This window comes from Leptolyngbya sp. Cla-17 (assembly GCF_016807185.1).
Lineage (GTDB): Bacteria > Cyanobacteriota > Cyanobacteriia > Leptolyngbyales > Leptolyngbyaceae > ULC077BIN1.
The window spans coordinates 412,911-435,665 of the sequence record NZ_JAEVYN010000002.1; the positions used below are offsets into that span (position 1 = coordinate 412,911).

The 22,755-nt window shown below is 48.4% G+C and carries 25 protein-coding genes; 15 read left to right on the plus strand and 10 right to left on the minus strand.

Annotation, left to right across the window (positions count from 1 at the left end; translation table 11 throughout):
• The first annotated feature begins 109 nt into the window (after positions 1 to 109).
• Positions 110 to 2,050 carry a DNA repair protein RecN gene (gene recN, locus JOY44_RS13175; RefSeq protein ID WP_171574183.1) on the plus strand — a complete coding sequence of 647 codons (1,941 nt, stop codon included), beginning with the start codon at positions 110 to 112 and terminating at the stop codon, positions 2,048 to 2,050.
• A 14-nt stretch (positions 2,051 to 2,064) separates the two neighbouring features.
• Positions 2,065 to 2,439 (plus strand): DUF2358 domain-containing protein, encoded by a 375-nt coding sequence (locus JOY44_RS13180; RefSeq protein ID WP_171574184.1) that lies wholly within the window; start codon positions 2,065 to 2,067, stop codon positions 2,437 to 2,439.
• A 37-nt stretch (positions 2,440 to 2,476) separates the two neighbouring features.
• On the opposite strand, the gene JOY44_RS13185 is transcribed toward JOY44_RS13180, so the two are convergent.
• Positions 2,477 to 2,752, minus strand: coding sequence for an NIL domain-containing protein (locus JOY44_RS13185; protein WP_171574185.1), 276 nt, complete (start codon positions 2,750 to 2,752; stop codon positions 2,477 to 2,479).
• A gap of 214 nt (positions 2,753 to 2,966) precedes the next feature.
• On the opposite strand from JOY44_RS13185, the gene JOY44_RS13190 reads away from it, so the two are divergent.
• Entirely contained in the window at positions 2,967 to 4,148 is a 1,182-nt protein-coding gene (locus JOY44_RS13190; RefSeq protein WP_171574186.1) for a TRC40/GET3/ArsA family transport-energizing ATPase, read from the plus strand.
• Positions 4,149 to 4,177: 29 nt separating this feature from the next.
• Here the strand turns inward: JOY44_RS13190 and JOY44_RS13195 are convergent, their stop codons facing one another.
• Positions 4,178 to 5,206 (minus strand): NAD(P)-dependent alcohol dehydrogenase, encoded by a 1,029-nt coding sequence (locus JOY44_RS13195; RefSeq protein WP_242541781.1) that lies wholly within the window; start codon positions 5,204 to 5,206, stop codon positions 4,178 to 4,180.
• A 167-nt stretch (positions 5,207 to 5,373) separates the two neighbouring features.
• On the opposite strand from JOY44_RS13195, the gene JOY44_RS13200 reads away from it, so the two are divergent.
• Positions 5,374 to 6,045, plus strand: coding sequence for a TetR/AcrR family transcriptional regulator (locus JOY44_RS13200; RefSeq protein WP_171574187.1), 672 nt, complete (start codon positions 5,374 to 5,376; stop codon positions 6,043 to 6,045).
• A 247-nt stretch (positions 6,046 to 6,292) separates the two neighbouring features.
• Here the strand turns inward: JOY44_RS13200 and JOY44_RS13205 are convergent, their stop codons facing one another.
• The gene (locus JOY44_RS13205; protein WP_171574188.1) at positions 6,293 to 6,853 is read right to left on the minus strand and encodes a Uma2 family endonuclease; all 561 of its coding nucleotides are present in this window, start codon (positions 6,851 to 6,853) and stop codon (positions 6,293 to 6,295) included.
• A 262-nt stretch (positions 6,854 to 7,115) separates the two neighbouring features.
• Here JOY44_RS13205 and JOY44_RS13210 point away from each other — a divergent pair, with 262 nt between their 5' ends.
• Positions 7,116 to 8,033, plus strand: a complete 918-nt coding sequence (locus tag JOY44_RS13210) for a DNA adenine methylase (RefSeq protein WP_171574189.1) — start codon at positions 7,116 to 7,118, stop codon at positions 8,031 to 8,033.
• Here JOY44_RS13210 and JOY44_RS13215 read toward each other — a convergent pair.
• From JOY44_RS13215 to JOY44_RS13240, 6 genes are all read right to left on the minus strand, one after another.
• The gene (locus tag JOY44_RS13215) at positions 8,022 to 8,771 is read right to left on the minus strand and encodes a type II restriction endonuclease (RefSeq protein WP_171574190.1); all 750 of its coding nucleotides are present in this window, start codon (positions 8,769 to 8,771) and stop codon (positions 8,022 to 8,024) included. The two genes, JOY44_RS13210 and JOY44_RS13215, sit on opposite strands and share 12 nt — an antisense overlap.
• Positions 8,758 to 8,997, minus strand: a complete 240-nt coding sequence (locus JOY44_RS13220) for a helix-turn-helix domain-containing protein (protein ID WP_171574191.1) — start codon at positions 8,995 to 8,997, stop codon at positions 8,758 to 8,760. Before JOY44_RS13220 ends, JOY44_RS13215 begins: the two co-directional genes overlap by 14 nt.
• A 222-nt stretch (positions 8,998 to 9,219) precedes the next feature.
• On the minus strand, positions 9,220 to 10,125 hold the full coding sequence (locus JOY44_RS13225) for an alpha/beta fold hydrolase (protein WP_171574192.1): 906 nt from the start codon (positions 10,123 to 10,125) through the stop codon (positions 9,220 to 9,222).
• Positions 10,126 to 10,340: 215 nt separating this feature from the next.
• Positions 10,341 to 11,057, minus strand: coding sequence for a hypothetical protein (locus tag JOY44_RS13230; RefSeq protein ID WP_171574193.1), 717 nt, complete (start codon positions 11,055 to 11,057; stop codon positions 10,341 to 10,343).
• Positions 11,058 to 11,101: 44 nt separating this feature from the next.
• Positions 11,102 to 11,767 carry a hypothetical protein gene (locus tag JOY44_RS13235; RefSeq protein ID WP_171574194.1) on the minus strand — a complete coding sequence of 222 codons (666 nt, stop codon included), beginning with the start codon at positions 11,765 to 11,767 and terminating at the stop codon, positions 11,102 to 11,104.
• 181 nt (positions 11,768 to 11,948) lie between these two features.
• Entirely contained in the window at positions 11,949 to 12,806 is an 858-nt protein-coding gene (locus tag JOY44_RS13240) for an RNA methyltransferase (RefSeq protein WP_307821944.1), read from the minus strand.
• A gap of 130 nt (positions 12,807 to 12,936) precedes the next feature.
• Between JOY44_RS13240 and JOY44_RS13245 the strand changes: the two genes are divergently transcribed.
• From JOY44_RS13245 to JOY44_RS13260, 4 genes are all read left to right on the plus strand, one after another.
• Entirely contained in the window at positions 12,937 to 13,101 is a 165-nt protein-coding gene (locus JOY44_RS13245; RefSeq protein ID WP_171574196.1) for a DUF2256 domain-containing protein, read from the plus strand.
• 19 nt (positions 13,102 to 13,120) lie between these two features.
• A complete protein-coding gene (locus JOY44_RS13250; RefSeq protein ID WP_171574197.1) occupies positions 13,121 to 14,083 on the plus strand; it encodes an isoaspartyl peptidase/L-asparaginase in 963 nt (320 codons plus the stop codon).
• Positions 14,084 to 14,168: 85 nt separating this feature from the next.
• Entirely contained in the window at positions 14,169 to 14,750 is a 582-nt protein-coding gene (locus JOY44_RS13255; protein WP_171574198.1) for a Uma2 family endonuclease, read from the plus strand.
• Between the two features lie 23 nt (positions 14,751 to 14,773).
• Positions 14,774 to 16,378: an ATP-dependent DNA ligase gene (locus JOY44_RS13260; RefSeq protein ID WP_171574199.1), complete on the plus strand. Its 1,605-nt coding sequence runs from the start codon at positions 14,774 to 14,776 to the stop codon at positions 16,376 to 16,378.
• Positions 16,379 to 16,417: 39 nt separating this feature from the next.
• On the opposite strand, the gene JOY44_RS13265 is transcribed toward JOY44_RS13260, so the two are convergent.
• Entirely contained in the window at positions 16,418 to 17,869 is a 1,452-nt protein-coding gene (locus JOY44_RS13265; protein WP_171574200.1) for a nicotinate phosphoribosyltransferase, read from the minus strand.
• Positions 17,870 to 18,089: 220 nt separating this feature from the next.
• Here JOY44_RS13265 and JOY44_RS32375 point away from each other — a divergent pair, with 220 nt between their 5' ends.
• The 6 genes from JOY44_RS32375 to JOY44_RS32380 all read left to right on the plus strand — a co-directional run bounded on the left by JOY44_RS32375 (position 18,090) and on the right by JOY44_RS32380 (position 22,585).
• Positions 18,090 to 18,212: a hypothetical protein gene (locus JOY44_RS32375; protein WP_281063303.1), complete on the plus strand. Its 123-nt coding sequence runs from the start codon at positions 18,090 to 18,092 to the stop codon at positions 18,210 to 18,212.
• Between the two features lie 177 nt (positions 18,213 to 18,389).
• Complete coding sequence (locus JOY44_RS13270) at positions 18,390 to 18,533, plus strand: hypothetical protein (protein WP_171573854.1); 144 nt, start codon at positions 18,390 to 18,392, stop codon at positions 18,531 to 18,533.
• A gap of 326 nt (positions 18,534 to 18,859) precedes the next feature.
• Positions 18,860 to 20,059, plus strand: a complete 1,200-nt coding sequence (locus tag JOY44_RS13275) for an HhoA/HhoB/HtrA family serine endopeptidase (RefSeq protein ID WP_171574201.1) — start codon at positions 18,860 to 18,862, stop codon at positions 20,057 to 20,059.
• Positions 20,060 to 20,104: 45 nt separating this feature from the next.
• Positions 20,105 to 20,581, plus strand: a complete 477-nt coding sequence (locus JOY44_RS13280; protein WP_171574202.1) for a phosphohydrolase — start codon at positions 20,105 to 20,107, stop codon at positions 20,579 to 20,581.
• Between the two features lie 204 nt (positions 20,582 to 20,785).
• A complete protein-coding gene (locus JOY44_RS13285; protein ID WP_171574203.1) occupies positions 20,786 to 22,378 on the plus strand; it encodes a B12-binding domain-containing radical SAM protein in 1,593 nt (530 codons plus the stop codon).
• Between the two features lie 84 nt (positions 22,379 to 22,462).
• Positions 22,463 to 22,585 (plus strand): hypothetical protein, encoded by a 123-nt coding sequence (locus tag JOY44_RS32380; RefSeq protein WP_281063304.1) that lies wholly within the window; start codon positions 22,463 to 22,465, stop codon positions 22,583 to 22,585.
• Positions 22,586 to 22,755: the final 170 nt, after the last annotated feature.

The following is a 22,755-nucleotide window of genomic DNA, read 5'->3' on the forward strand; positions in this document are numbered from 1 at the left end:
CCCGTTTCTGTTGTAGGGTCGATAGGATGGAATAGGATTTTGGCGTAGTTTTATTTACAGTACGCCTGCTCGTTATTTTTCCTTTCACCTTCTTTGTTGATAAGTATCCATGCTGCTCTTTCTGCGAATTGAAAATTTTGCCTTAGTGGATCGCTTGGATTGGGAGCTGGACGCGGGGTTAACCGTGTTGACAGGAGAAACGGGTGCCGGAAAATCCATCATTTTGGATGCGATCGATGCGGTGTTGGGGGGCAAGGTGACCAGTCGTGCTGTGCGAACGGGTGCGGAACGCGCTCTGGTGGAAGCCACCTTTCGTTTGGAAGCAGAGCTAAGCGATTGGTTGAAGGAGCAAAGCATTGACGGGGCATCGGCAGACGGGGCATTGGGAACGTTGGTTTGCAGCCGGGAAATTGTTGCCAGTGGGGGTAGTCAGCGCAGTCGATCGCGGGTAAATGGAGTGCTGGTCAACAAGCAGCAGATGGAGCATTTACGCGAGCGCTTAGTGGAACTGACTGCCCAAGGTCAAACCGTACAGCTTGGGCAGCCAGGGTTACAGCGTGACTGGCTAGACAGCTATGGCGGCGACGTTTTGCTCAAGACTCGCGACCAGGTAGGTGTTGCCTTTAGTGCCTATCAGCAAGCGGTGCAGACGTTAGAAAATCGCAGACGCGCCGAACGGGAGCGTCTGCAACAATTAGATTTATTTGACTATCAACTGCGGGATCTAAACTCGGCAAACCTCACAAATCCAGATGAATTAGAGCAGCTAGAGCAAGAAGCAAAGCGCCTCAGCCACAGCGTAGAGCTGCAGCAGCAAAGCTATGTGGTGTATCAAACCCTGTATCAAAGTGACACGGATGCAAAAGCCTGCGCGGATCTGCTGGGACGCGCCGAAAAAACTTTAACAGACATGGTGGAAATTGATACTGAGTTACAGCCGATTTTGGAATTGGTGACCGGGGCTTTTGCCTCAGTAGAAGAAGCTGCACGGGAAATAAATGCTTATGGTGAAGACATTGAAGCCGATCCCCAACGCTTGAGCGACGTACAAGAGCGCACTTCACAGCTGAAGCAAGTCTGCCGCAAGTATGGACCCACTCTGGCAGAGGCAATTGACTTGCGCGATCGCCTACAGGCCGAACTCCTCGAACTTACCGGCGGCGGGCAATCCGCAGAAGAACTGGAACAAGCTGTCAAAGATACTCAGCAAATCTTAGAAACGCGCTGTACTGAGCTAACCCATCTGCGCCAAGCTGCTGCCAAAGACTTGGAAAGCCGCCTAATTGGTGAACTGAAGCCCTTGGCAATGGAAAAAGTCAAATTTCAGGTCGGAATTGCGGCGATCGCTCCAACTGCAACAGGAGCCGATCAGATCACCTATCTATTCAGTCCCAATCCTGGCGAACCGCTGCAACCTCTGACCGACACTGCTTCTGGTGGTGAAATGAGCCGTTTTCTGCTGGCCCTACAAGCCAGTTTCTCCCAGGTTGATCCGGTGGGAACGCTCGTGTTTGATGAAATCGATGTGGGTGTATCGGGAAGAGTCAGCCAAGCGATCGCCGAAAAGCTCTTCCAGCTTAGTCAGCACCACCAAGTACTCTGCGTCACCCACCAGCCCATTGTTGCCGCAATGGCAGACCACCATTTTCGCGTGAGCAAACAGATCATCGAATCGAGCGAAGCGGCTGATAATTTGACCTCTGATAATGGCGCAACTAAACCAGGCAAATCTAGACGAGGCAGCAAAAACAGCAAACCAGAAATCGCCAGCACTATGCTCCCCGATCAGCCCACACTACACACTTCCGCTACTGATGCGGTTCGTACGGTTGTTCGCATCACGCCCCTCTCCAACGAAGACCGAAAGCAAGAACTCGCCCAACTTGCGGGTGGGCAATCTGCTCAAGAAGTCATTGCCTTTGCAGAATCGTTGTTAACCCAGGCTGCCGCTATTCGACAAACTCACGTGAGAGAAGAAGGTCGTGCGATCGCCACAGAACTTCCTGCCGCATCCAAAACCACCCGCGCCAAAACTGCTAAAAAAGCTTAAGTTTCTCCAGCCCTATGAACATTCTTGAAGCCTTAAAAGCAGACTATCAACAGTTTCCCCACAACCAAACCTATAGTCTCTATGCCGAAGATGTCTTCTTCAAAGACCCCATGACTGAATTTCGTGGAGTCCAACGCTACCAGACAATGATTCGTTTTATCGAAACCTGGTTTCGCAACTGCACCATGCAAGTGCATGATATTCAGCAAAACGGCAACCAGATCCGCACCGACTGGACGCTTAGTTGGAATACTCCCCTTCCCTGGAAACCCCACATTGCCATCAGCGGTTGGAGCGACCTAACCTTGAACGAGCAGGGACTCATCACCTCCCACATCGATCACTGGCACTGCTCCAAACTTGATGTCATTAAACAACACTTTAGCTAGTCCCCAACTCTGAACCCTGAACTCCGAACTCTTTTCCTTACCAACCATCCGTCTCCGCTTCATCCCAAACCTCCAAATCCAGTTCACGCAAATATGTTAATGCGCTTTGAATATTGGCATGGGTGCCCCGCAATTCCAAGGCAAACCAGCCGTCCCCATTCGCATTTTTCCCCAACACTGCCGCAGTAATGTTAACTGTCAAGTGAAACTGCGACACTAGACGAGAAATCACCGGATCTTGATGATGATCTTTAGAAATTCTGACCCGAATTAACTGTTGTGTTAGACGGTGTTCCGCGATGCTGATTGACATAAAACAACCTTTTTTAAACAACTGGACAATCTCTAGCAAACAACTAATTCTCGATAGAGATTGTGTATTTAATTAGTTTAAGAGCTAGAGTCTTGGTTTTGCAACCCCTAGAAATTCTCACTTTTGGTCGGATTAGCTCTCTTCGGGTCTTTCGCCCTCCAGATGCGGTGCTAAAGTAAAAGAATGTAAACAGATTCTCAGGAAAGTGGCACTCATGCGCGTAATTCTAATGACAGGCAAAGGTGGCGTTGGTAAAACCTCCGTTGCGGCTGCGACTGGGTTACGTTGTGCCGAAATGGGTCACAGAACCCTCGTTCTTAGCACTGATCCGGCTCATTCCTTAGCAGATAGCTTTGATATAGAACTGGGACATGATCCCCGCTTAGTGCGTCCCAACCTGTGGGGCGCTGAACTAGATGCCCTAAAGGAGCTAGAAGGCAACTGGGGCGCGGTCAAACGCTACATTACTCAAGTTTTGCAGGCCCAGGGCTTAGACGGCGTGCAGGCTGAAGAGTTGGCAATTCTTCCAGGGATGGATGAAATCTTTGGCTTGGTGCGGATGAAGCGCCACTATGACGAAGGCGAATATGATGTGCTGATTATTGACTCGGCACCTACAGGCACTGCGTTACGCCTATTGAGCCTGCCGGAAGTAGGCGGTTGGTACATGCGTCGCTTCTACAAGCCGTTTCAGGGAATTTCTGTGGCGTTGCGACCGTTAGTGGAGCCGTTTTTCCGCCCGATCGCTGGCTTTTCCCTGCCCAACAAAGAAGTGATGGATGCACCCTACGAATTTTATGAACAAATCGAATCCTTAGAAAAAATCCTCACCGATCCAACGCAAACATCGGTGCGGCTGATCATGAACCCTGAAAAGATGGTGATTAAGGAATCGTTGCGTGCTCACGCCTACTTGAGTTTGTATAACGTGGCAACCGATATGGTCGTGGCAAATCGGATCATTCCTGAAGAAGTCAGCGATCCATTCTTTGCCCGTTGGAAGGGAAACCAAAAGCAGTATCGCCAGGAAATTCACGATAACTTTTCACCTCTGCCGATTAAAGAAGTGCCGCTCTACTCTGAGGAAATGTGTGGTTTAGAAGCCCTCGATCGCCTCAAGGAAACCCTTTATCCTGATGGCGAAGATCCGGCGCAGATCTACTACAAAGAAACCACCATGCGGATTGTGCAAGAACAGCAGGAATATAGTCTGGAAGTCTACCTACCCGGCATTGAAAAGCGCCAGGTTGAACTGAGCAAGACAGGCGATGAACTCAACATTCGCATCGGCAACCATCGCCGCAACCTGGTTTTGCCTCAAGCCTTGGCAGCGCTCCAGCCCTCCGGAGCCAGAATGGAAGAAGACTATCTCAAAATCCGCTTTGCTGCGGTTTGAGAAAAGCTCGAAATCATCCTAGCTGCATGTTAAACACGAATAGCGACTTTTCCCACCACTTGCCTCTGTTCAAGGTGGCGGATAGCTTCGGGGACTTCGTTCAGGGTGTAGTGCTGGTCAATCAAGGGGGTGATCTTGCCTGCTACCATTAACTCCCTCAACGTAATGAGATCCTTTTGATTGGGTTTTACTACTACGCATTTCACCCTGCGGCGACTGATTCTCGAAATCCAAGATCCGAAAATCATGATCTGAAAAAGTCGAGCAGTAGATCCGCCGACGATGACGTAGGTTCCCTGGGTCGTCAATGATGGCAAATAGTCGAATACTGAACGGTAGGCTGCCGCATCCAGCATCAGGTCATAACGCTGCCCACTTTGGGTAATGTCTGCTTGAGTATAGTCAATAACATGGTCTGCGCCGAGCGATCGCACCCTATCCATTTTTTTTGTACTACATACGGCGGTTACCTCAGCGCCAAACGCCTTGGCAATCTGCACGGCAAACGACCCCACCCCCCCGGACGCACCATTGATCAATACCTTCTGCCCAGACTGAATCTGACCCATATCTCGGAGTCCCTGCAAAGCGGTAAGGGCTGCTCCAGGAACCGTTGCTGCCTGTTCGAAGGTCGTGGCGATCGGTTTCAGCACTAATGCCGCTTCGGTTGCACAAACGTACTCGGCAAACGCACCAAAACCACACTCCGACAAATCTCCAAAGACCTCATCACCAGGCTTAAACTGCGTGACATTTTTACCAACGGCTTCAACCCGTCCGGCTACATCAAAGCCGAGGATCTTGATTTTCGGCTTGAGTAGCCCCCCAAACATGAGGCGGCTGAGAAATGGAGTTCCTCGCATGAGATGCCAATCGCCAGCATTGATAGACGTGGCATAAACCCGAACCAGTAAGCCATTGTCAAATACAACGGGCTTGTCAATTTCCTCCAGCCTTAATACATCGGTTGAGCCGTATTCGGTCTGGACGATCGCTCTCATTGTGTCATTTTTGTTGCTATTTTCTTGAACAGCGGTGAGGGCATTCGATGTTTTCATGACCTTCTCTCCAATGGGGACATTAACTCAGGAATGAGCCAGTGTTTACCCTGTTGACTTACACTGTAAGTTTAACTTACGCCGTAAGTTTGTCAAGATGAAAAGCAAACTAATCCCTCACGAATGACTTTCTTTGTACTTTAAGAATTGATAGCGAGATCGGTTAAATGGCTAAGACGAGCAATCCTGATACGTCTCCCCTAGCCCCGTTAAGTCGGGAACGGTTGCTGCAAGCGGCTCTCCACATAGCTGACGAGAGCGGTATTGAGTCGCTGTCCATGCGGAAGCTGGCTGAAGATCTGGGAGTCAAAGCAATGTCGCTTTATAACCACGTAGTCAATAAAGATGATGTGCTATGTGGTATTGTCGATATGGTGGTTAGCGAGATTGAGTTGCCTAGCCTTGAAACTGACTGGAAGATAGCAATGCGGCGGCGGGCGATCGCGGCTCACGAGGTGCTGTTGCGTCATCCCTGGGCGACGATGGCGCTGATGTCACAGGTGAACATCGGTTCAGCAATGTTGCGCTACATCAATGCAACGTTGGGCTGTCTGCGCGAAGCAGGCTTTTCGGTTGAAATGGCAGATCATGCATGGAATGCGATCGACAGCCACATCTATGGGTTTACACTCCAAGAGATAAACTTTCCGATTGAGGCTACGGAATATTCCGTAGTAGTAGAGAACTACCTTTCACAAATCCCCGCTGACCAATACCCTTACTTCAATCAACTCGCACGTCGCGTTATAGAGAGTGAATATGACGGTATTCATGACTTTGAGTTTGGTCTCGAATTGATTCTCGATGGTCTTGAGAGGTTTCGACACGGCACTACCTAACACTGTATTCACTAGCAAGTTCTGTTTCTGCCACCTAGAGAAACTCCGCCAATTCAATGTTTTAGATGATGCTTGTGCCATTTTGGGCTTGCCCCTAACACAAAAGATGAATTCAACATCCGCATAGCAACCCTCGCTGGACCTCATTCCGCCTCAACCATGGGCAATGTTCCAGCCTTGAAGAGCCAGAATGGAAGAAGACTATCTCAAAATCCGCTCTGTCGCTCTTTGAAGAATGATGAACTGTTTACCCTAACAACCAAGCAAACAAAGCCTTGGAAGTAAGCTGTAATTCTGCAAAGGATGGTGCAGGAAGAGACTCATCTGGCTGATCAAACACTTCCGTTTCTTGCTTGGGACGATAGACAAACACGGTTTTCTCGTCTGGATCAATTAGCCAACCCATTTGGGTTCCATGCTTCAGGCAATGAAGAATATTCTTCGTTACTTTCGTTTGGCTTTGAGCGGGAGACAAAATTTCAATTGTCCAATCTGGCGCAGCAGAAAATGTATTGGCAACTTCCCCATTTTCATCGCAAGGAATCCGGCTCCAAAGAAAAACTGCGATGTCGGGAACGATTGAGCGATCGCCAAAGGTGCAACGCAACTCTGGAAACGCACGAGCGACACGCTGAGGCTTTACGACACCGTTAATAGCGGGTACAAGTTCCCCTTGAATGGCACTATGCTTCCCTTGGGGCATCGGTTTCTGGATAATTTGACCATCCACGTATTCACTGGCAGGTTTTGTTTCTGGCAGCTGGAGAAACTCCGCCAGTGTCAACGGTTTAGATGGTGCTTGTACCATTTTGGGCTTCCCTCTAAAATCTGTCAGCTTAGATGCTGTCCCCTACTCTATCTAAAAGTTTAATAAGAAAATCATCGTAATTCAGCTTCTTAGAGCGTGTTTAAGGCTATCTCAAAATCCGTTTTGCTGCGGTTTGAGGAAAGTTGAAGAGATCCAGGCTTTAGTGAAGATGCTATCGGACTGAAAATATCTACAGCAGCCTGTAAATATATATCGAGCAATTCTATTGCTTACTATCCTATTTTGGGATACCATCGCTTGCATGATGACTCTTCCTAGATATTGCCAAAAGCCAAAAGCGCCGCCCATTAAATCTCAAGGGATCAAGACAAAACTAACCCCCCTAATACTTGCCAGTGTTAAATGGGATGGCGAGGGTCGGTGGATCGAGCCATTCCTTGGTTCTGGTGCTGTTCTTTTCAATATTCAGCCGGATAAAGCACTGATATCAGATACAAATCGTCATGTCATCGAAGTCTATAAAATGATTCAGACTGGTGAAATGTCATCTGCCTCCCTCAGACAATATTTAGAAAGGGAAGGAGAACAGCTAGAGGCACGAGGCGAAGAACATTATTATGCAGTACGTGAGCGATTTAATCAGTTAGGTAGTCCGTTTGATTTTGTTTTTCTCAATCGTGCCTCATTCAACGGTGTGATTAGATTTAATTCAAAAGGTAGATTTAATGTTCCCTTTTGCAAGAAAGTAAATCGGTTTCGACTGGCTTACATTACTAAAATATGTAACCAAGTTGCTTGGGTTGCAAAAATATTGCAGGACAAGGACTGGATTTTTCTTGTCCAAGATTGGAGAGAAACACTGGCTAGTGTCCTTCCTGAAGATTTTGTTTATCTAGATCCGCCTTACATTGGCAGACACACTGATTACTTCAACAGTTGGAGCGATACCGAAGCTGATGAATTAGCAGAAGCTATTAAAGAGCTTTCTTGTGGCTTTGCTTATTCTATGTGGAAGAAGAATAAATATCGTGAGAATGAGCATTTGATTAAGCATTTCTCTCATTATCCATGTGTTATTTACCATCATTATTATCATGTTGGCTCAACTGAGAATCTCCGAAATGCAATGGAAGAGGCTCTAATTATAAGCCCTGACTTTCTAGCTCCTAATGAAAAAGTACATTCAGAGAAAGAATTGACACAGTTATCACTCTTGTGATTTCTTCCACTCGCGAAATTCACTAATTTCGCTGAACTTTTCTTTTCTTAAAGCAGCTGTTCGCTCATAGTTTCTCCAATATTCTAGGAATTCTTCCTCTGACTCAAAAGGAGTATTACCAGTTCTAAAGTCGTTTATTCTTCCATTGGTACTGCCTATATTGGTTATATTTCCACTGCCTGCCCTGTCACTAGATATCTTCCACTTTTTTTGTACAAATACTTGTACATCTTCGTAAGGTAGTGCGATTACATCAAGTTGATCTGTAGTAAAAACTCCATGATCAGCCGCTTTTTTTCTTGCTAATCGCTTGTAAACATAGCCAATTATCCAATGTTCAGCATATTCATTAAATGGGAAAACAATATTCTTAGTTCCTGTGCCCCTAATAAAGCTAGTATAACCACCTAATGTGAAGCTAAAAGAGTCACTGTCGTTCTCGATATAGGTTGTTTTTACATCAACAGCAATTTTTCTACTATCTTCTCTGTCATTCATTAAAGTGAAGTCTGGATAGTAATTCTGCACAGTTGCTTCAACTACTTCAAAACTATTTTCTTGAGCAATTTCAAGAATCATAGGTCTGGTAAAAACTTCAAAAACAGCACCTAAGACTTTTGTATCACTACCTAATGGATAGATGTTTCCTTCCGTTGAAATCAGGCCACAAATTTTGAAATCCCTACTTCGTTCAGCCAATTTCTTCTCAAAAACTGATTTGAAGTCAACCGTTACCATGCTCTTTCTTAATCTCTTGAATAATTAATTGAGGTGCAATACTCAAAGCATCACAGACTTCTAGAAACTCCACTACGTCTAGTCGCCTCTCTCCACTTTCGTATTTAGATACATACGACTGAGGCTTGCCAAGATGCTGAGCTACCTCAGTTTGAGTTAGTCCCTGTGCTTGCCTAGCATCGATTAAAGCTTTCTGGAAAAGCTCATAACGTTGTCGCCTTTGCATACGGAGATTATCTATCCCAAATTGGAATATCCCAAATTCGGATAAGCTCTCATTACATTCCGAAGTTATGGAAGTGCCATGAGAAATTAAGATGTCAACACCGCTCACCTAGGCTAAATATCCTAATATGAGCTAGATGTCGAAAGGTTGTTAGAAACAGGCAAGAGTTAAGAACGCTTCACTAACTGATATTTTTTAGTTGCTAGTATTCTCGGTTAGTACTTAACTGCTGATTGTTAGTTTCAAAGATTCTAGGGTTTCTTGTAATTCCCGAACGTGTCCCCAGCCGACGAAGCCGCTGTAAAGGCAAGTTCCTTCGGAGCAGGCGACAAATACATGGTCAATGCCCCATGGGTTTTTCCAGGTGCGAAGGGTGGTGCCGTCCTCTAAGGTCAGGAAGAGGGAAGATTGGTTGAAGCCTCGGCGATGTCCGTCGGTCATGCCATCGATCGCTTGCAGTCTGCGAATTAACAGGATGGACAGATCGGGTTCCATGGGCTGAGCAATACGATCTTTGGGCAAATCCCAAAACTGGCGAATGGCAGCGGCAACCGCAGGATGGTTCTTCAGTGCGGAGTGAGTAACCCTGGTAATGCTGACGAATTCTGCGCCAAAAACTTTGGTGGCGGCGATCGGCACGGTGCCATCACTGCCATCATCGACATCTCCCGCAATCACCAACATAGGAATTTGGGCCGCGATCGCTTCTGCAAGGGGTCTGCGATTAGCACCCAGATCACGGGCAATTCCCAGCCCCAACTTCATCGGGTCAAGCGCCCTCGCCAAATCAGCACCGCCCACAGGTGAGCCAACCAGCACAATCGATTCCACTCTTGACCACCATTCAGGATGGCGATCGAGTATTTCTAGCCAGATCAAGCCACCTAACGAGTGACCTACAATTCGCATTGGCAGATCGGGGGATTGCAATGTGGTGTTGATGACCAACTGTTCTACTGCCTGAATCAATGGCTCAATTCGCAACCAGGTTTTGATAAATCCCAGGCTGGGCGCAACAATCAGCGCTTCTGAAGTTGCCAGGGTTTGAGCCAGCGATCGCATCGCGCGGCAATCATCTGCCCAACCATGCTGTGCGTAAAGTACAAATTCTGGAGCAGTTACAGGCATCGGTTTATTGAAGTATCACAAGTTTGATTGTGTCGGCGATCGCGCCCAACTATCAATTTACTGTAACACTCGTTTAAATGGGCAGAAAATTCATTCGAAGTGCGAAGTACAAATGATGGCTGTTCGCTATCTTTAAAACGCTTTCACTAACATGCGCCTCCTTGACTCCATTGCTTCATCTACTTATCTATCCATCACTCTTGAGCATCTATCGCTCAATTTAGCCGCTGGACTTCTTGATGGACGCTGATGCCAATTTGCAGCGCCTCATTCAAGAACTGTCCATATTCATCAGCTTGATGCTTCACTTCCAGGCTCCTCACTAGAGACAGATTCGTTTCAATGCTGGTGAGTAAATCTTGCTGGCGAGCGAGTAAACCCCGATTTTCTCGCAGGATTTTTTCAGTTGTCAACCCAGCAATTAGGCTATCTCGTGTGAGATGAATGGCTTCCAAAATCTCAGATCGATTTTGCAAAGCGGAGTTCAGATTTCTTTCAATGTTGACCGTTTCTAGCCGATCTAAGACCGCGATCGCATTCAGCACATCTTCATATCGATCCACCTCATCAAGCAAGCGCATCAGACTTCGCAGATGTTTTCCTCGCCACTTCATATACATATTCCAGGCAAGCAGCAAAGCGATCGCAATGCTAGAAGCCACAAACACAAATCTCAATATGCTGGAAACATCGGCAATGCCGTTCGCGCCGCCTGTCAAAAATAAACTTAGCGGCAACGTGAATATGACAATCAGTAGAAATACAACAGCTTCTGTTAGACACAGTGCAATCAGTTTTTTGGGATTTTGCAAAGCAGAAATGCGATAGGTGCCGCCAAACACACCGCCGATAAAAATATCGCCCACATCGCACCCGGTTAGCCGCTCCAATTCGCGATCGCTAATCTTCAAATCTGCTAAATCTGACCTCATCTCATTCCCCATAGCTCCTATTATCTCGCTCCTGACTTACAGCGTTAAGTCAACAAATTGAGCAGTGCAGTCCACACGCCGCTAAAGAAGCTGCCTTCCCGTGGGCGAAATAGCTCAAACTGACCAGGAGAGCCAAAGAACGGGCGTAGAGTCCAGCCAAGCTGAGTGCCAACAAAACCATATAAGCACAGCCAAAATCGGAGGATGCTAGTTCGCACTTTTGCTCCGTCACCGTCTGCGATCGGCTTCATTACTTGGTATAGGAAAGAAATTCCTAAAATTCCAGTTAAGGAGAAGATCACTACATTCATTAGCAAGAAGAAACTGTAATCATTAACAGTGATTAAAAAGAATAAAGTGACTGGCGCAAAAGCACACAGTAACACTGCAATTACACACACAGCCGTTAACAAGTAAGTGAAGTGTTGAGCAATGGTTTTCTTGGAACCAAACAGCGCATTAAAGATATAGAGAGTAGGCAAACAGACTAACAGCGTAATCAGATAAAGAGCAGGAAGCTTAATCGCAGAAGCCAACGCCTGAAGCGGGCTATGGAACATGCCAATGATGGCTCCATAAATCGCAAAAAAGCAAAAGCTAGAAATCATTAAGGCAGAGATTTTGCTCTTAAGTTTGACTCCCTCATGAATCTCTTCTAAAAAATCTTGGCGATCGCGTAGTAACGAAACAACGGTTGAGAAGTAATTCATTTGGACTCTCCTTCACAAAAATCAGTCAGTAGAGATGATGCTGTAACTGGCTTGCAGGTTTCAGAAAATACAGCCCAAATTTGAATCATTTCGGAAGTTCATACAAGCTTTACCGGAGAAATTTGGTATCTGCAATAAAAACTGCATGATATAAGGCTTTTATCCAAATAAAGTAGCTATTTCAGCCTTCTTTTTCTGAATCCTGCGATCGCACTTTTGTTGCCCACTGCATCTGGCTCAAAATTCCACGCAGCATCGTTACATCTTCACTCGATGGCATCGCCCGATTAAACAAACGACGAAACTTTTTCATGCGGCTGCTGGCTGTATGCGGTTGCAGATAGCCGATGGTGAGCAGGAGCGATTCGAGGTGCTGGTAGAAGCCTTCGATTTCGTTGATGGGAGCAGAAGGAAAGTTGGGAGTTGGGAGTATGGGGTTGGGAGTGCAGGGTTGAAAGGTTTTAATTTGCGGGGTGCGAACCGCTTCGTGTAGTTCGTAGCAGCAAATCCCAACTGCCTGCGCCAAATTAAGAGATGGATAAACAGGATTGGCAGGAATAGTGATAAAGCGATGAGCATAGCTCAATTCATCATTGCTGAGTCCTCGGTCTTCAGGACCAAAAATAAGAGCAGTACTGTTGGCAAGATCAGTTTCCACAAGCCAAGGGAGCGCGTCACGCAGATGTTCGGGGGTTGCAGCGGCGTAAGGTCTACCCAGAGTCGCGATCGCGCGGCGGCATCCCACTAATCCTTCTGGCAGAGTTTGCACCACTTGTGCTGCTTCCAATAGCTCCTTCGCATGAACTGCCATGTGTTGCGCCTCTTCATCTAAGTGATCGCATTGAGGATTGACCAGTGTGAGATGCAGCAACCCCATATTTTTCATCACCCTCGCCACAGAGCCAATATTGCGTGTGCCAGCAGGCTCAACAAGAATAATCCGAACAGCATTTAGGGAAGTAGGCATGAAGGGGGAATAGCGAATGGCGAGGAGAAGTGCGGGGGCAGAAGACGGCAATTTATCAAACCAAATTGACAAACCACCCAAAGGGGTAGAGTGATCAAAGCATGAATGCTAACTTAGTGTTCCTGTTCTAAACTGACGCTTAGCGCATTTCATTCTCAAGTCTAAGCATTTTTCTCAACTTAAAACTCAAAACTTATAACCCATGCCACGCGGTGTTTCTAAATCGAATTTACCCACAAAGATCTGTCCGGTATGCCAGCGTCCTTTTACTTGGCGTAAAAAGTGGGAAGATTGCTGGGATGAAGTAAAGTATTGCTCCGATCGCTGTCGTAAGCGGCGATCAGAAGCAAGCACAAATGACGAATGACGATTAGGAGATTGAAGGCATGTCTGTTGAGCGGGTGCAACCGAAGATTATTATTCACGGGGGAGCGGGCAGTTCGCTGAAAGGAAAGGGCGGGGTAGAGTTAGTCCGGAGATCGCTGCATGCGGTGCTAGAGGACGTGTATCCGATGCTGGCGGCAGGAGCTTCTGCGGTAGATGCCGTGGTGCGGGGCTGTCAGCTATTGGAAGATGATGCTTGTTTTAATGCGGGTACTGGCTCGGTGCTGCAATCGGATGGGCAAATTCGCATGAGTGCGGCGCTGATGGATGGTACAGCACAGCGGTTTAGCGGGGTGATTAATGTGTCGCGGGTGCAGCATCCCATTGAGCTGGCATTGAAATTACAAGAGTCAAGCGATCGCGTCCTTTCTGATCATGGCGCACTCGAATTTCTGCGAGAGATCGGCTTGCCATCCTATGACCCAACGACCGAAATTCGCCTACAGGAATGGATGCAAGAACGGGCAGGCAACTTTTCTAGAGAGATGGCAGGGGTCGTCGCCGAAAAAGAATTGGTGGATAGCGAAGCCGGACGAGGCACGATTGGCGTAGTGGTATTAGATAGGGAAGGGCGCGTAGCCGCAGGCACCTCCACAGGCGGCAAAGGGTTTGAACGAATTGGTCGAGTCAGCGATTCCGCTATGCCTGCTGGCAACTATGCTACGGCTCAAGCGGGAATTAGCTGTACCGGCATTGGCGAAGACATTATCAATGAGTGTTTGGCAGCAAAGATTGTGGTGCGGGTGGCAGATGGCATGACCTTGCACCAAGCTTTCGATCGCTCCTTCACCGAAGCGCATAAAAATCGGTGCGATTTGGGCGCGATCGGTCTGGATGCAACGGGCGCGATCGCTTGGGGTAAAACCAGCGAAGTGCTGCTGGCGGCATACCACACAGGCGATGCGATCAACGATACCCTGGAATGGTTAGGTGCCGATCGGGTCGGCAGCATTGGGATGTATTAGTTCTGAGCGATCGCTCCAGATTCACCAAGCAACGGCATCCATAACTAAGTCCAATCCATCCTAAAGCTTTGGGAATTAAAGTGCCATGATTGCCCAGACCGAGAGAAGAATTTATACCGCTGAAGAGTATCTAGAACTGGAGCTTGCGGCTGGAACGCGCAGCGAATATCGCGATGGAGACATCATTCCGATGACTGGCGGCACCCCCAACCACAACGACATTTCTGGGAATCTCTACATCCTGCTTAAATCTGCTCTCAAGGGAAAAGATTATCGAATTTTCTATGCAGACCAACGGCTCTGGATTCCAGCAGTCAATCTCTATACTTATCCTGATGTAATGGTGGTGCCCAAGCCGCTGGAGCTTCAAACTGGACGCAAAGATACGGTCGTGAATCCTTGCTTCATTGCTGAAGTGCTATCCAAATCCACTCAAAACTACGACCGCAGCGAAAAATTTGCCGCCTATCGCACTATTTCCAACTTTCAGGAATATCTCTTAGTCGATCAACATCGCGTTCACGTTGAGCATCATGTGAAAACTGCTGCCAATCAATGGCTGTTCTCGGAATACGATGACCCAAACGTCGTGTTGTCTTTCAGCGCTTTTGAGTGTCAAGTTCAAATCGTAGACTTATACGAAGCGATCGAGTTCACTAGCGCTTAGGGTTTCATCAATAGCAGGGAAATATGAAGCGGTTTACGCAGTTGTTTCAGCAAGTGGATGCCACCACTTCAACGAATGAAAAGATTCGGGCCTTGCAAGCCTATTTTCAGGCGGAAGAAGCTCGAAATGCGGTGTGGGCGCTGTATTTGCTGTTGGGCAAAACTCGTAAGCGGCTAATCACTTCGCGATCGCTGCGCGATATTTTCCTCCAAATCTCTGATATTCCCGAATGGTTGTTTGAAGACTGCTACGCTCAAGTCGGCGACACAGCTGAAGTCATCGCCCTGTTGCTGCCCTCTACACTCGATCCCCCAGTTGCCAGCCCCCATTTTCCCCTACACCACTGGATGGAGGTCATCATTCCCCAGATCAAATCTGTGGAGTCGGAGTCAGCCTTGAAAGACCTAGTGATTTCCTGGTGGTCTTCCCTCAACTCCGTGGAAGTGTTTGTGTTGAATAAGGTGCTGACGGGAGCCTTTCGGGTTGGGGTATCCACCAAGCTGGTGATTAAAGGATTGGCGGCAGCATCGGGCGTGTCGGAAGCCGTATTAGCGCATCGATTAATGGGCGATTTTACACCGTCGATCGCTGCCTACACTCAACTGATGCAACAAGCAGAATCGGCGCGTGCCCCCAGTCAGCCCTACCCGTTTTTCCTGGCATCCTCGTTGGAAGAAGATAAGTTTGCATTGGAATCGTTGGATCGTTGGCAAGCCGAGTGGAAGTGGGATGGCATTCGGGCGCAGATTATTCGCCGCAATGAAGAGGTTTTCATTTGGTCGCGGGGCGAAGATTTGATTACTGAGCAGTTTCCCGAACTTGCCGCAGGCTTTCTGGCGTTGCCCGATGGCTTGGTGTTTGATGGCGAGATTTTGTGCTGGCAGGACGATCGCCCTCTTAGCTTTAACCATTTGCAAAAGCGGTTGGGCAGAAAGCGGGTGACGCAAAAAATGATGCAGGAAAATCCGGCGCACTTCATTGCCTATGATTTGTTGGAATATGAGGGGCTGGATATTCGCGATCGCCCCTTACGCGATCGTCGTTCCTTACTCGTAGCATCCTTACAAACCGTCGATCCTGCCCTGGTTACGCTGTCTGAAACAATGCCTATTGAGTTGCTAGAAAATCTGCGATCGCTTAGAGAACAAGCCCGCCATCAGGGAGCCGAAGGGTTAATGATCAAAGCCTTGGATAGCCCTTATCTGGTGGGGAGAAAGCGCGGCTACTGGTGGAAGTATAAAGTTGATCCCATGTCGCTAGATGCGGTGTTGATCTACGCCCAAGCAGGCACTGGCAAACGGGCAAACCTGTTTACTGACTACACTTTTGCCCTGTGGCAAGGGGAAGAACTGGTGCCCTTTGCCAAAGCCTATTCTGGTTTAGATAACAAAGAAATTGACGAGTTAGACAAATGGATTCGCAAACACACGATTGAAAAGTTTGGACCCGTGCGATCGGTTGAACCTATTCAGGTATTTGAAATTGGCTTTGAAGGAATTTCTCAATCTAAACGGCACAAATCTGGCATTTCAGTCCGCTTTCCCCGTATCCTGCGCTGGCGCAAAGACAAACCCGCCCAAGAGGCCGACGCGATCGCTGCCGCCATCCAGCTTCTAGAAGTTCCTTAGCTTCTATTAGTCATCGCCATAACACTCGCTAAACAGGGATTAGCAACTGCGTTGGGTCTGGGTAATGAGGTCAAGCAGGGCGGAGGAAGGATTAACCGTCATCGGCTGCGGCTGCTGGATCTGGCGAGTATTGAGGGGAAGGCTGGCAACAGATTGCGCCGTGCGTTGAGCGATCGCGTTCAGCGATTCGGGAAGCTGCATTGGCACACCATTGTGCATCACGAGTTGAAGTAAAGGAGTGGAGAGGGGGAGGGTTGGAGAGGCAGAGGAGTGAGTGGTGCTCTGCTTTCCATTCCCAGTTTCCTGTTCCCCTTCCTCCGCCATCAACCCTAAGCGATCGCAGACTACAATACCGTTTTCATGGTGTCGAAAAATCTGCTTGCGACCGGGATAGGTGACTTTGCCTGTGGATTCCTTCATTACAGGAATAGTGTCAATTTCTACCAGTTTATAAACGCCATTGACGGGTGATCCTGTCACGAGCTGGGTGCCCAATCCATAGCCGTCGATGCAAGCTCCGGCAGCTTTCAGTTCGGCAATTTTGAATTCATCTAGGTCGCCGCTGGCAAAAATGGGCACATTGGGCAAAAGCTGGCGAATCTGTTGAGATAGCGATGCCAAATCTCCAGAATCGAGCCGGACTCCTGCTAATTGAATGTCTCCTGACTGGAGTTGTGCAGCAAGCTGCTGGGCAGCAGCGATCGCGTCATAGGTATCAATCAACAGCGGCGCACCGGGAAAGTAGCGATGAAAGGCGGTAAATGCCTGGGCTTCGGTGCCTTGAGTTGCGGCTAATGCCATGACAAGGGAATGCGCCATAGTGCCAGCTGGTTTGCGTCCTAGCTTAAGTGCCGCCAGCACATTGGAGGTGGCATCTAACCCACCAGCCAAAGCCGCTCGTGCCGCCCAAATGGAAGCCTGGGGACCGAACGCACGGCGTGTACCAAACTCCAACAGCGTTGCTTCTACCCCCGCCACATCTCGCAATCGAGCGGCACGAGTGGCGATGAGGGTTTGATAATTTAACGTGTTCAGCAGGTAGGTTTCCACCAGTTGCGCCTGCCATAAAGGTGCTTCTACCCGCAACAGTGGCTCATTGGCAAAGACTGCCGTTCCTTCTGGTACTGCCCACACATCACCCGTAAATTTTGTGTCTGCTAATAGAGTCCAAAAAGCGTCTGGTGCATGATCAAAAATGCCAGTGGCTTGCAGCGCTGAAATTTGAGACGGACTGAAGCGCAATTTTTCTAAGTAATCCAATGCTTGGGCTAATCCCATGGCAATCAGATAGCCAAAGTTTTGAGGTAGGCGACGGGCAAACAGTTCAAAGCTGGCTTGCCGCTGTTCTAGACCTTCACCGACGTAGCAAGCGGTCATGGTGAGTTGATAGAGATCGGTGAGCAAACTGTAATCTTCGGGGGCGATCGCCAGTTCTTGATCGCCTGTCACTGCCCATGCAGTCTGCTGATTGGAAGGCGTAGATATGTTCATGCTCTACCTGAAACTGTGTTTCTTGATTATAGTAATAAAAACCATAATTTGGCGAGTCAGGCTAGCCGGTAGGCGATAGTTTTTATCCTGTTATGTCTATCGAGTTCGCCTAAAAATAATGCTTCCAGGGTTTGCAGAGACTTCCCGATCCTGTAAATTATAGTGAATTCTATTAAAATTTTGACTCGCCATGATTTTTCGCGTTTCAGTCTGCTTTTGAATGCGACGTTTTGAGGCGGGTGCAGCCAGCAGTCAAACCAGTGCTAAGCGATCGCGTGATGGGTTAGCCCCATCTGCGTTGTTACCTACAGTTATCAAATTGCACTTTCAAAAGGCGATTTGAATTGTTAGAAACCGCAACATTAACTTGAACAATTAATGCAAAAGAGTAAGTTTCACTAAAAAGTATTCATACTGAAAGAGTAAGACGATCTCGCGGCAAGGAAAGCGCGATCGCTCACACAAGCAAGCTAAATCACTTCACTTCACTTCAAATAGCTTTCTGGAGGCAATAATGGGCATGCCAAAACTAATCGACGATGTCATCCAATATTTCTCTGCTGCAATCTCTCGTATCTTTGGTCCTGACGACAATTCCTATCCAGAAACGGGCGTTCAGCCATTTGATGGAGAGTCCAATAAAGACCCACACCTATTGGACTAAAGTGCCGCAAAAAAGAGCAACATTGGCAGATAACATTAAGTGATAATGCTTGGATGAGACTGCTCAAAGCCGTAATTGAATTGAACTATTCAGTTGATATTTAGAATGAAAAGGCTCTGCAAATAGCAGAGCCTTTTCTGATTTGGCAAGCTATTTCGCGTCTCAGAATATTGGGAAAATTCAACCACTCTAAGGAAGAGATTTATCCGGCTGAAATAAGCAAGATGCCGCCCTGATACGCTGCGTTGATATAAATTACATACCAACTTCACGCTAGAAAGCTAGATTAAATGAGTCACCGTGAATATGGTTAAAATTTATATCCTATGAACTCCTCTTTAAAACTGCCGTTATCGTTAATTGCACTCGCCGCGATCGCGGTCAGTAGTGGATGTACAAACCCGCTGGTAGGTAACAGCTCGATTGAACAAACTGCGTCTGCCGAACCAAAGCAGACGCAAGTTGAAACACCCAGCCCGATTAGTTCTAGCCCGATCGATGCTAGTGCGCCCGACTACGTGGCAGATATTGTGGCGCAAGTGGGTCCTGCCGTCGTTCGGATTGATTCCAGTCGCGCGGTTGAACAACCCCTAAATAACTTAGACTTTGGCTCCCTGTTTGGACGAGAGCAACGGGGACAAAGGCAACGCGAACAAGATCAGCCTCAACGGGTGCAGCGCGGGACAGGATCGGGTTTTATTACTTCAGCCGATGGGCGCATTTTTACCAATGCTCATGTCGTAGCGGGCGCAGATACGGTTAGCGTCGTTTTGAAAGATGGACGACGATTTAAAGGAGAAGTGGTTGGCTCAGACGAAATGACTGATGTGGCGGTGATTAAAATCAACGCCTCTGGACTACCCACTGTGAAAATGGGAGATTCCGATCGCCTCTTGCCAGGGCAAACCGCCATTGCGATCGGTAATCCGCTTGGACTCGACAATACGGTCACTCAGGGCATCATCAGCGCTACAGGGCGATCGGGCGCAGACTTCGGCAGTTCTTCCCGCGTCAATTTTATTCAGACCGACACCGCCATTAATCCTGGTAACTCCGGCGGACCGCTGATTAACTCTAAAGGTGAAGTGGTGGGAATGAACACGGCTATCATTCAAGGCGCATTTGGAATTGGATTTGCCGTTCCCATCGCTACTGCTCAACGGGTCGCGGACCAACTGATTACGAGCGGCAAAGTAGATCATCCCTACTTAGGAGTTCAAATGGCAGAACTGACTCCTGAACTGCGTGAGCAAATCAATCGCCGCGAGGGCAATGTGAGCATTGAGCAAGACCAGGGAGTTATTATTTTGGCAGTTCAGCGCAATTCACCCGCAGCAGCGGGTGGCTTGAAGGCGGGGGATGTGATTGAAGCGATTAACGGCACGGCTATACAAGCCTCCAAGCAAGTGCAGCAGCAAGTTGAATCAGCTAAAATCGGCAACCCGCTTCAAATAACGGTGAAGCGGAATGGGCAGTCGGTCAATCTAACCGTGAAACCTGCTCCCATGCCAGACCAAAATGGATAACTTTTGTGGGTGTGTTTTGACTGCATTCAACGCTCTGCCTGATGAATGAACTTTAGGGGCGATCGCGTGGAAATCCCGTTAAATCAACTCTTGGCGCGGGCAGTGGCGATCGCCGCGATCGCCCACCAAGATCAGTTAGATAAAGCCCACGCGCCCTATATCCTTCATCCTCTGCGGTTAATGATGCGAGGACAAACCATAGAGGAACAAATCGTTGCAGTACTGCATGATGTAGTAGAAGATTCTGACTGGACGTTAGAACAGCTTGCTGCTGAGGGATTTTCATCCGAAATTATCACCGCGATCGAGTGTCTTACCCGCCTCCCCGAAGAAACCTATGATCAATTTCTCGATCGCGTTTTGACTAATTCTCTTGCCACCCGCGTCAAACGCTACGACCTTGAAGACAATATGACTCTGACACGTTTAGAAAGTGTGTCTGACAAAGATCTGCAACGTCTCCAGCGCTATCACAAAGCACATCATCGGATTATGAATCAAATCCAAAAGTTGGAAGGCTAACATTGATTCAAGGCAAACTTGCTCCGTAAGCGGGAAACCTTTAGATTAAAATCATTGGATTTAAAGTCCAAAACGATTCCTCGTCTGGGAACATCAACAGATATTGGGCAAAAATATTCGATCGCTCTAAGAAATAAAGCTGGAGCGAAAGAGTAAGCTTAAGGAAATCTGCTGAAATCCGCGGTTTGTAAGGAGTTGGCGTGTATGCGAGTATTGTTGCTCTATCCTTTGTTTCCCAAGAGCTTTTGGTCGTTTGAGAAAGCGCTGGAACTAGTTGATCGCAAGGCAATGCTGCCGCCTCTCGGATTAGTCACAGTCGCGGCCCTACTGCCCCAGGAGTGGGAATTTCGGCTGGTTGATCGCAACGTCGGCGACCTGACCGAAGCCGACTGGGAGTGGGCAGAGTTGGCAGTCATGTCCGCCATGATTGTCCAGAAGGAAGACTTTTTGCACCTGATTCAGGAAGCCAAGCGCCACAAAGTTCCGATCGGAGTCGGCGGCCCCTATGCTACGGCTCTGCCCCACGAAGCTGCCGATGCCGACTTTCAGATTCTGGATGAGGGCGAGATCACGCTACCAATGTTTGTGGCGGCGGTGCAGCGCGGCCACACCCAGGGAGTGTTTCGCTCCGATGGCGTGAAGCCTGACGTGACAGGTACACCGATTCCTCGGTTCGACCTGCTGAATTTCGATTCCTATGACAGTATGTCGGTGCAGTTCTCGCGCGGCTGTCCGTTTCAGTGCGAGTTCTGCGACATTATCGTCCTCTACGGCCGGAAGCCCAGGACGAAAACTCCGCAGCAGCTGCTGGCAGAACTGGAGTGCCTGTATGAACTGGGCTGGCGGCGCAGCATTTTTATGGTGGACGATAACTTCATTGGCAACAAGCGCAACGGCAAGCTGATGCTGAGGGAACTGAAGTCCTGGATGGCATCCCACGGCTACCCGTTTCGCTTCAACACCGAGGCCTCAATTGACCTGGCCCAGGATCAGGAAATGATGGATTTGATGGTGGAGTGCAACTTCAATGCGGTGTTCTTGGGCATCGAAACGCCAGATGAAGCCAGCCTTACCCTGACGCAAAAGTTTCAGAACACGAGGGATTCTCTGGCAGAATCGGTTGATCGGATTATCCGATCTGGCCTGCGGGTCAACGCCGGATTCATCATTGGCTTCGATGGTGAGAAGAAAGGGGCCGGTGAGCGCATCGTCCGCTTCGTCGAACAAACTACTGTGCCCCTGGCTATGTTCAGCATGCTGCAAGCCTTGCCAGACACCGCTCTCTGGCATCGCCTGAAAAAAGAGGGCCGGATGCGGGAGCAGGGAGCCAACATCAATCAAACGACGCTGATGAACTTTGTGCCGACTCGGCCGCTGCAAGACATCGCCAACGAGTTCGTCGCTGCCTTCTGGGAACTGTATGACCCCGAACGCTATCTCGATCGCACATACCAGCATTTCCTGAAGCTGGGCGCACCCAAGTGTCCTGGTAGCCGAGTTCGCAAGCTCAACTGGGTCAACATGCGGGCTCTGCTGATTCTGTGCTGGCGGCAAGGCGTAGTTCGCAAAACCCGCGTCAAGTTCTGGCTGTATCTAGCAGGAATCCTGCGGCACAACCCGACCGTTTGGGAACACTACCTGGGACTCTGCGCCCTAAATGAACACTTCCTGGAATACCGTCAGGTGGTGCAGACCGAGATTGAGGCGCAACTGTCGGAATATCTGGCGACTGAGACTGGGCTGCAAATCTTACCGAGCCTGGAGGAAGAAAAAGTGGGTGAAGCGATCGCCAGCTAACATACATGCTGATGCGGCAAGTGAGAACTCTACCAACCGAGCAAGGAGAGTTGATTACCGCGAGCACCTTGACTACCTTAGCAGGTGAAATTGATTGCGCAGGCGATCGCGGCAGATATTCAAACGCATATCCCGAAGCCCGTAGAGCCAGAGATATTGATTAAGGAGATTGTTCGGTTAGTTAAAACGTCCGGCGTTGCTGAATGATGCCATGAATCAATACTGTCGTAACAGATCCCAAATTTCACCCGCACAGCAGAGTTTTGAAAGATTTGCGCTCAAACAATTTTTGAAAGGAAGACAGGTGTACGACCCTCCTCATTCATCTTTGACTATGGCTTTAAAGAATGAACATTATTCAGGCTTACCACCGCAAA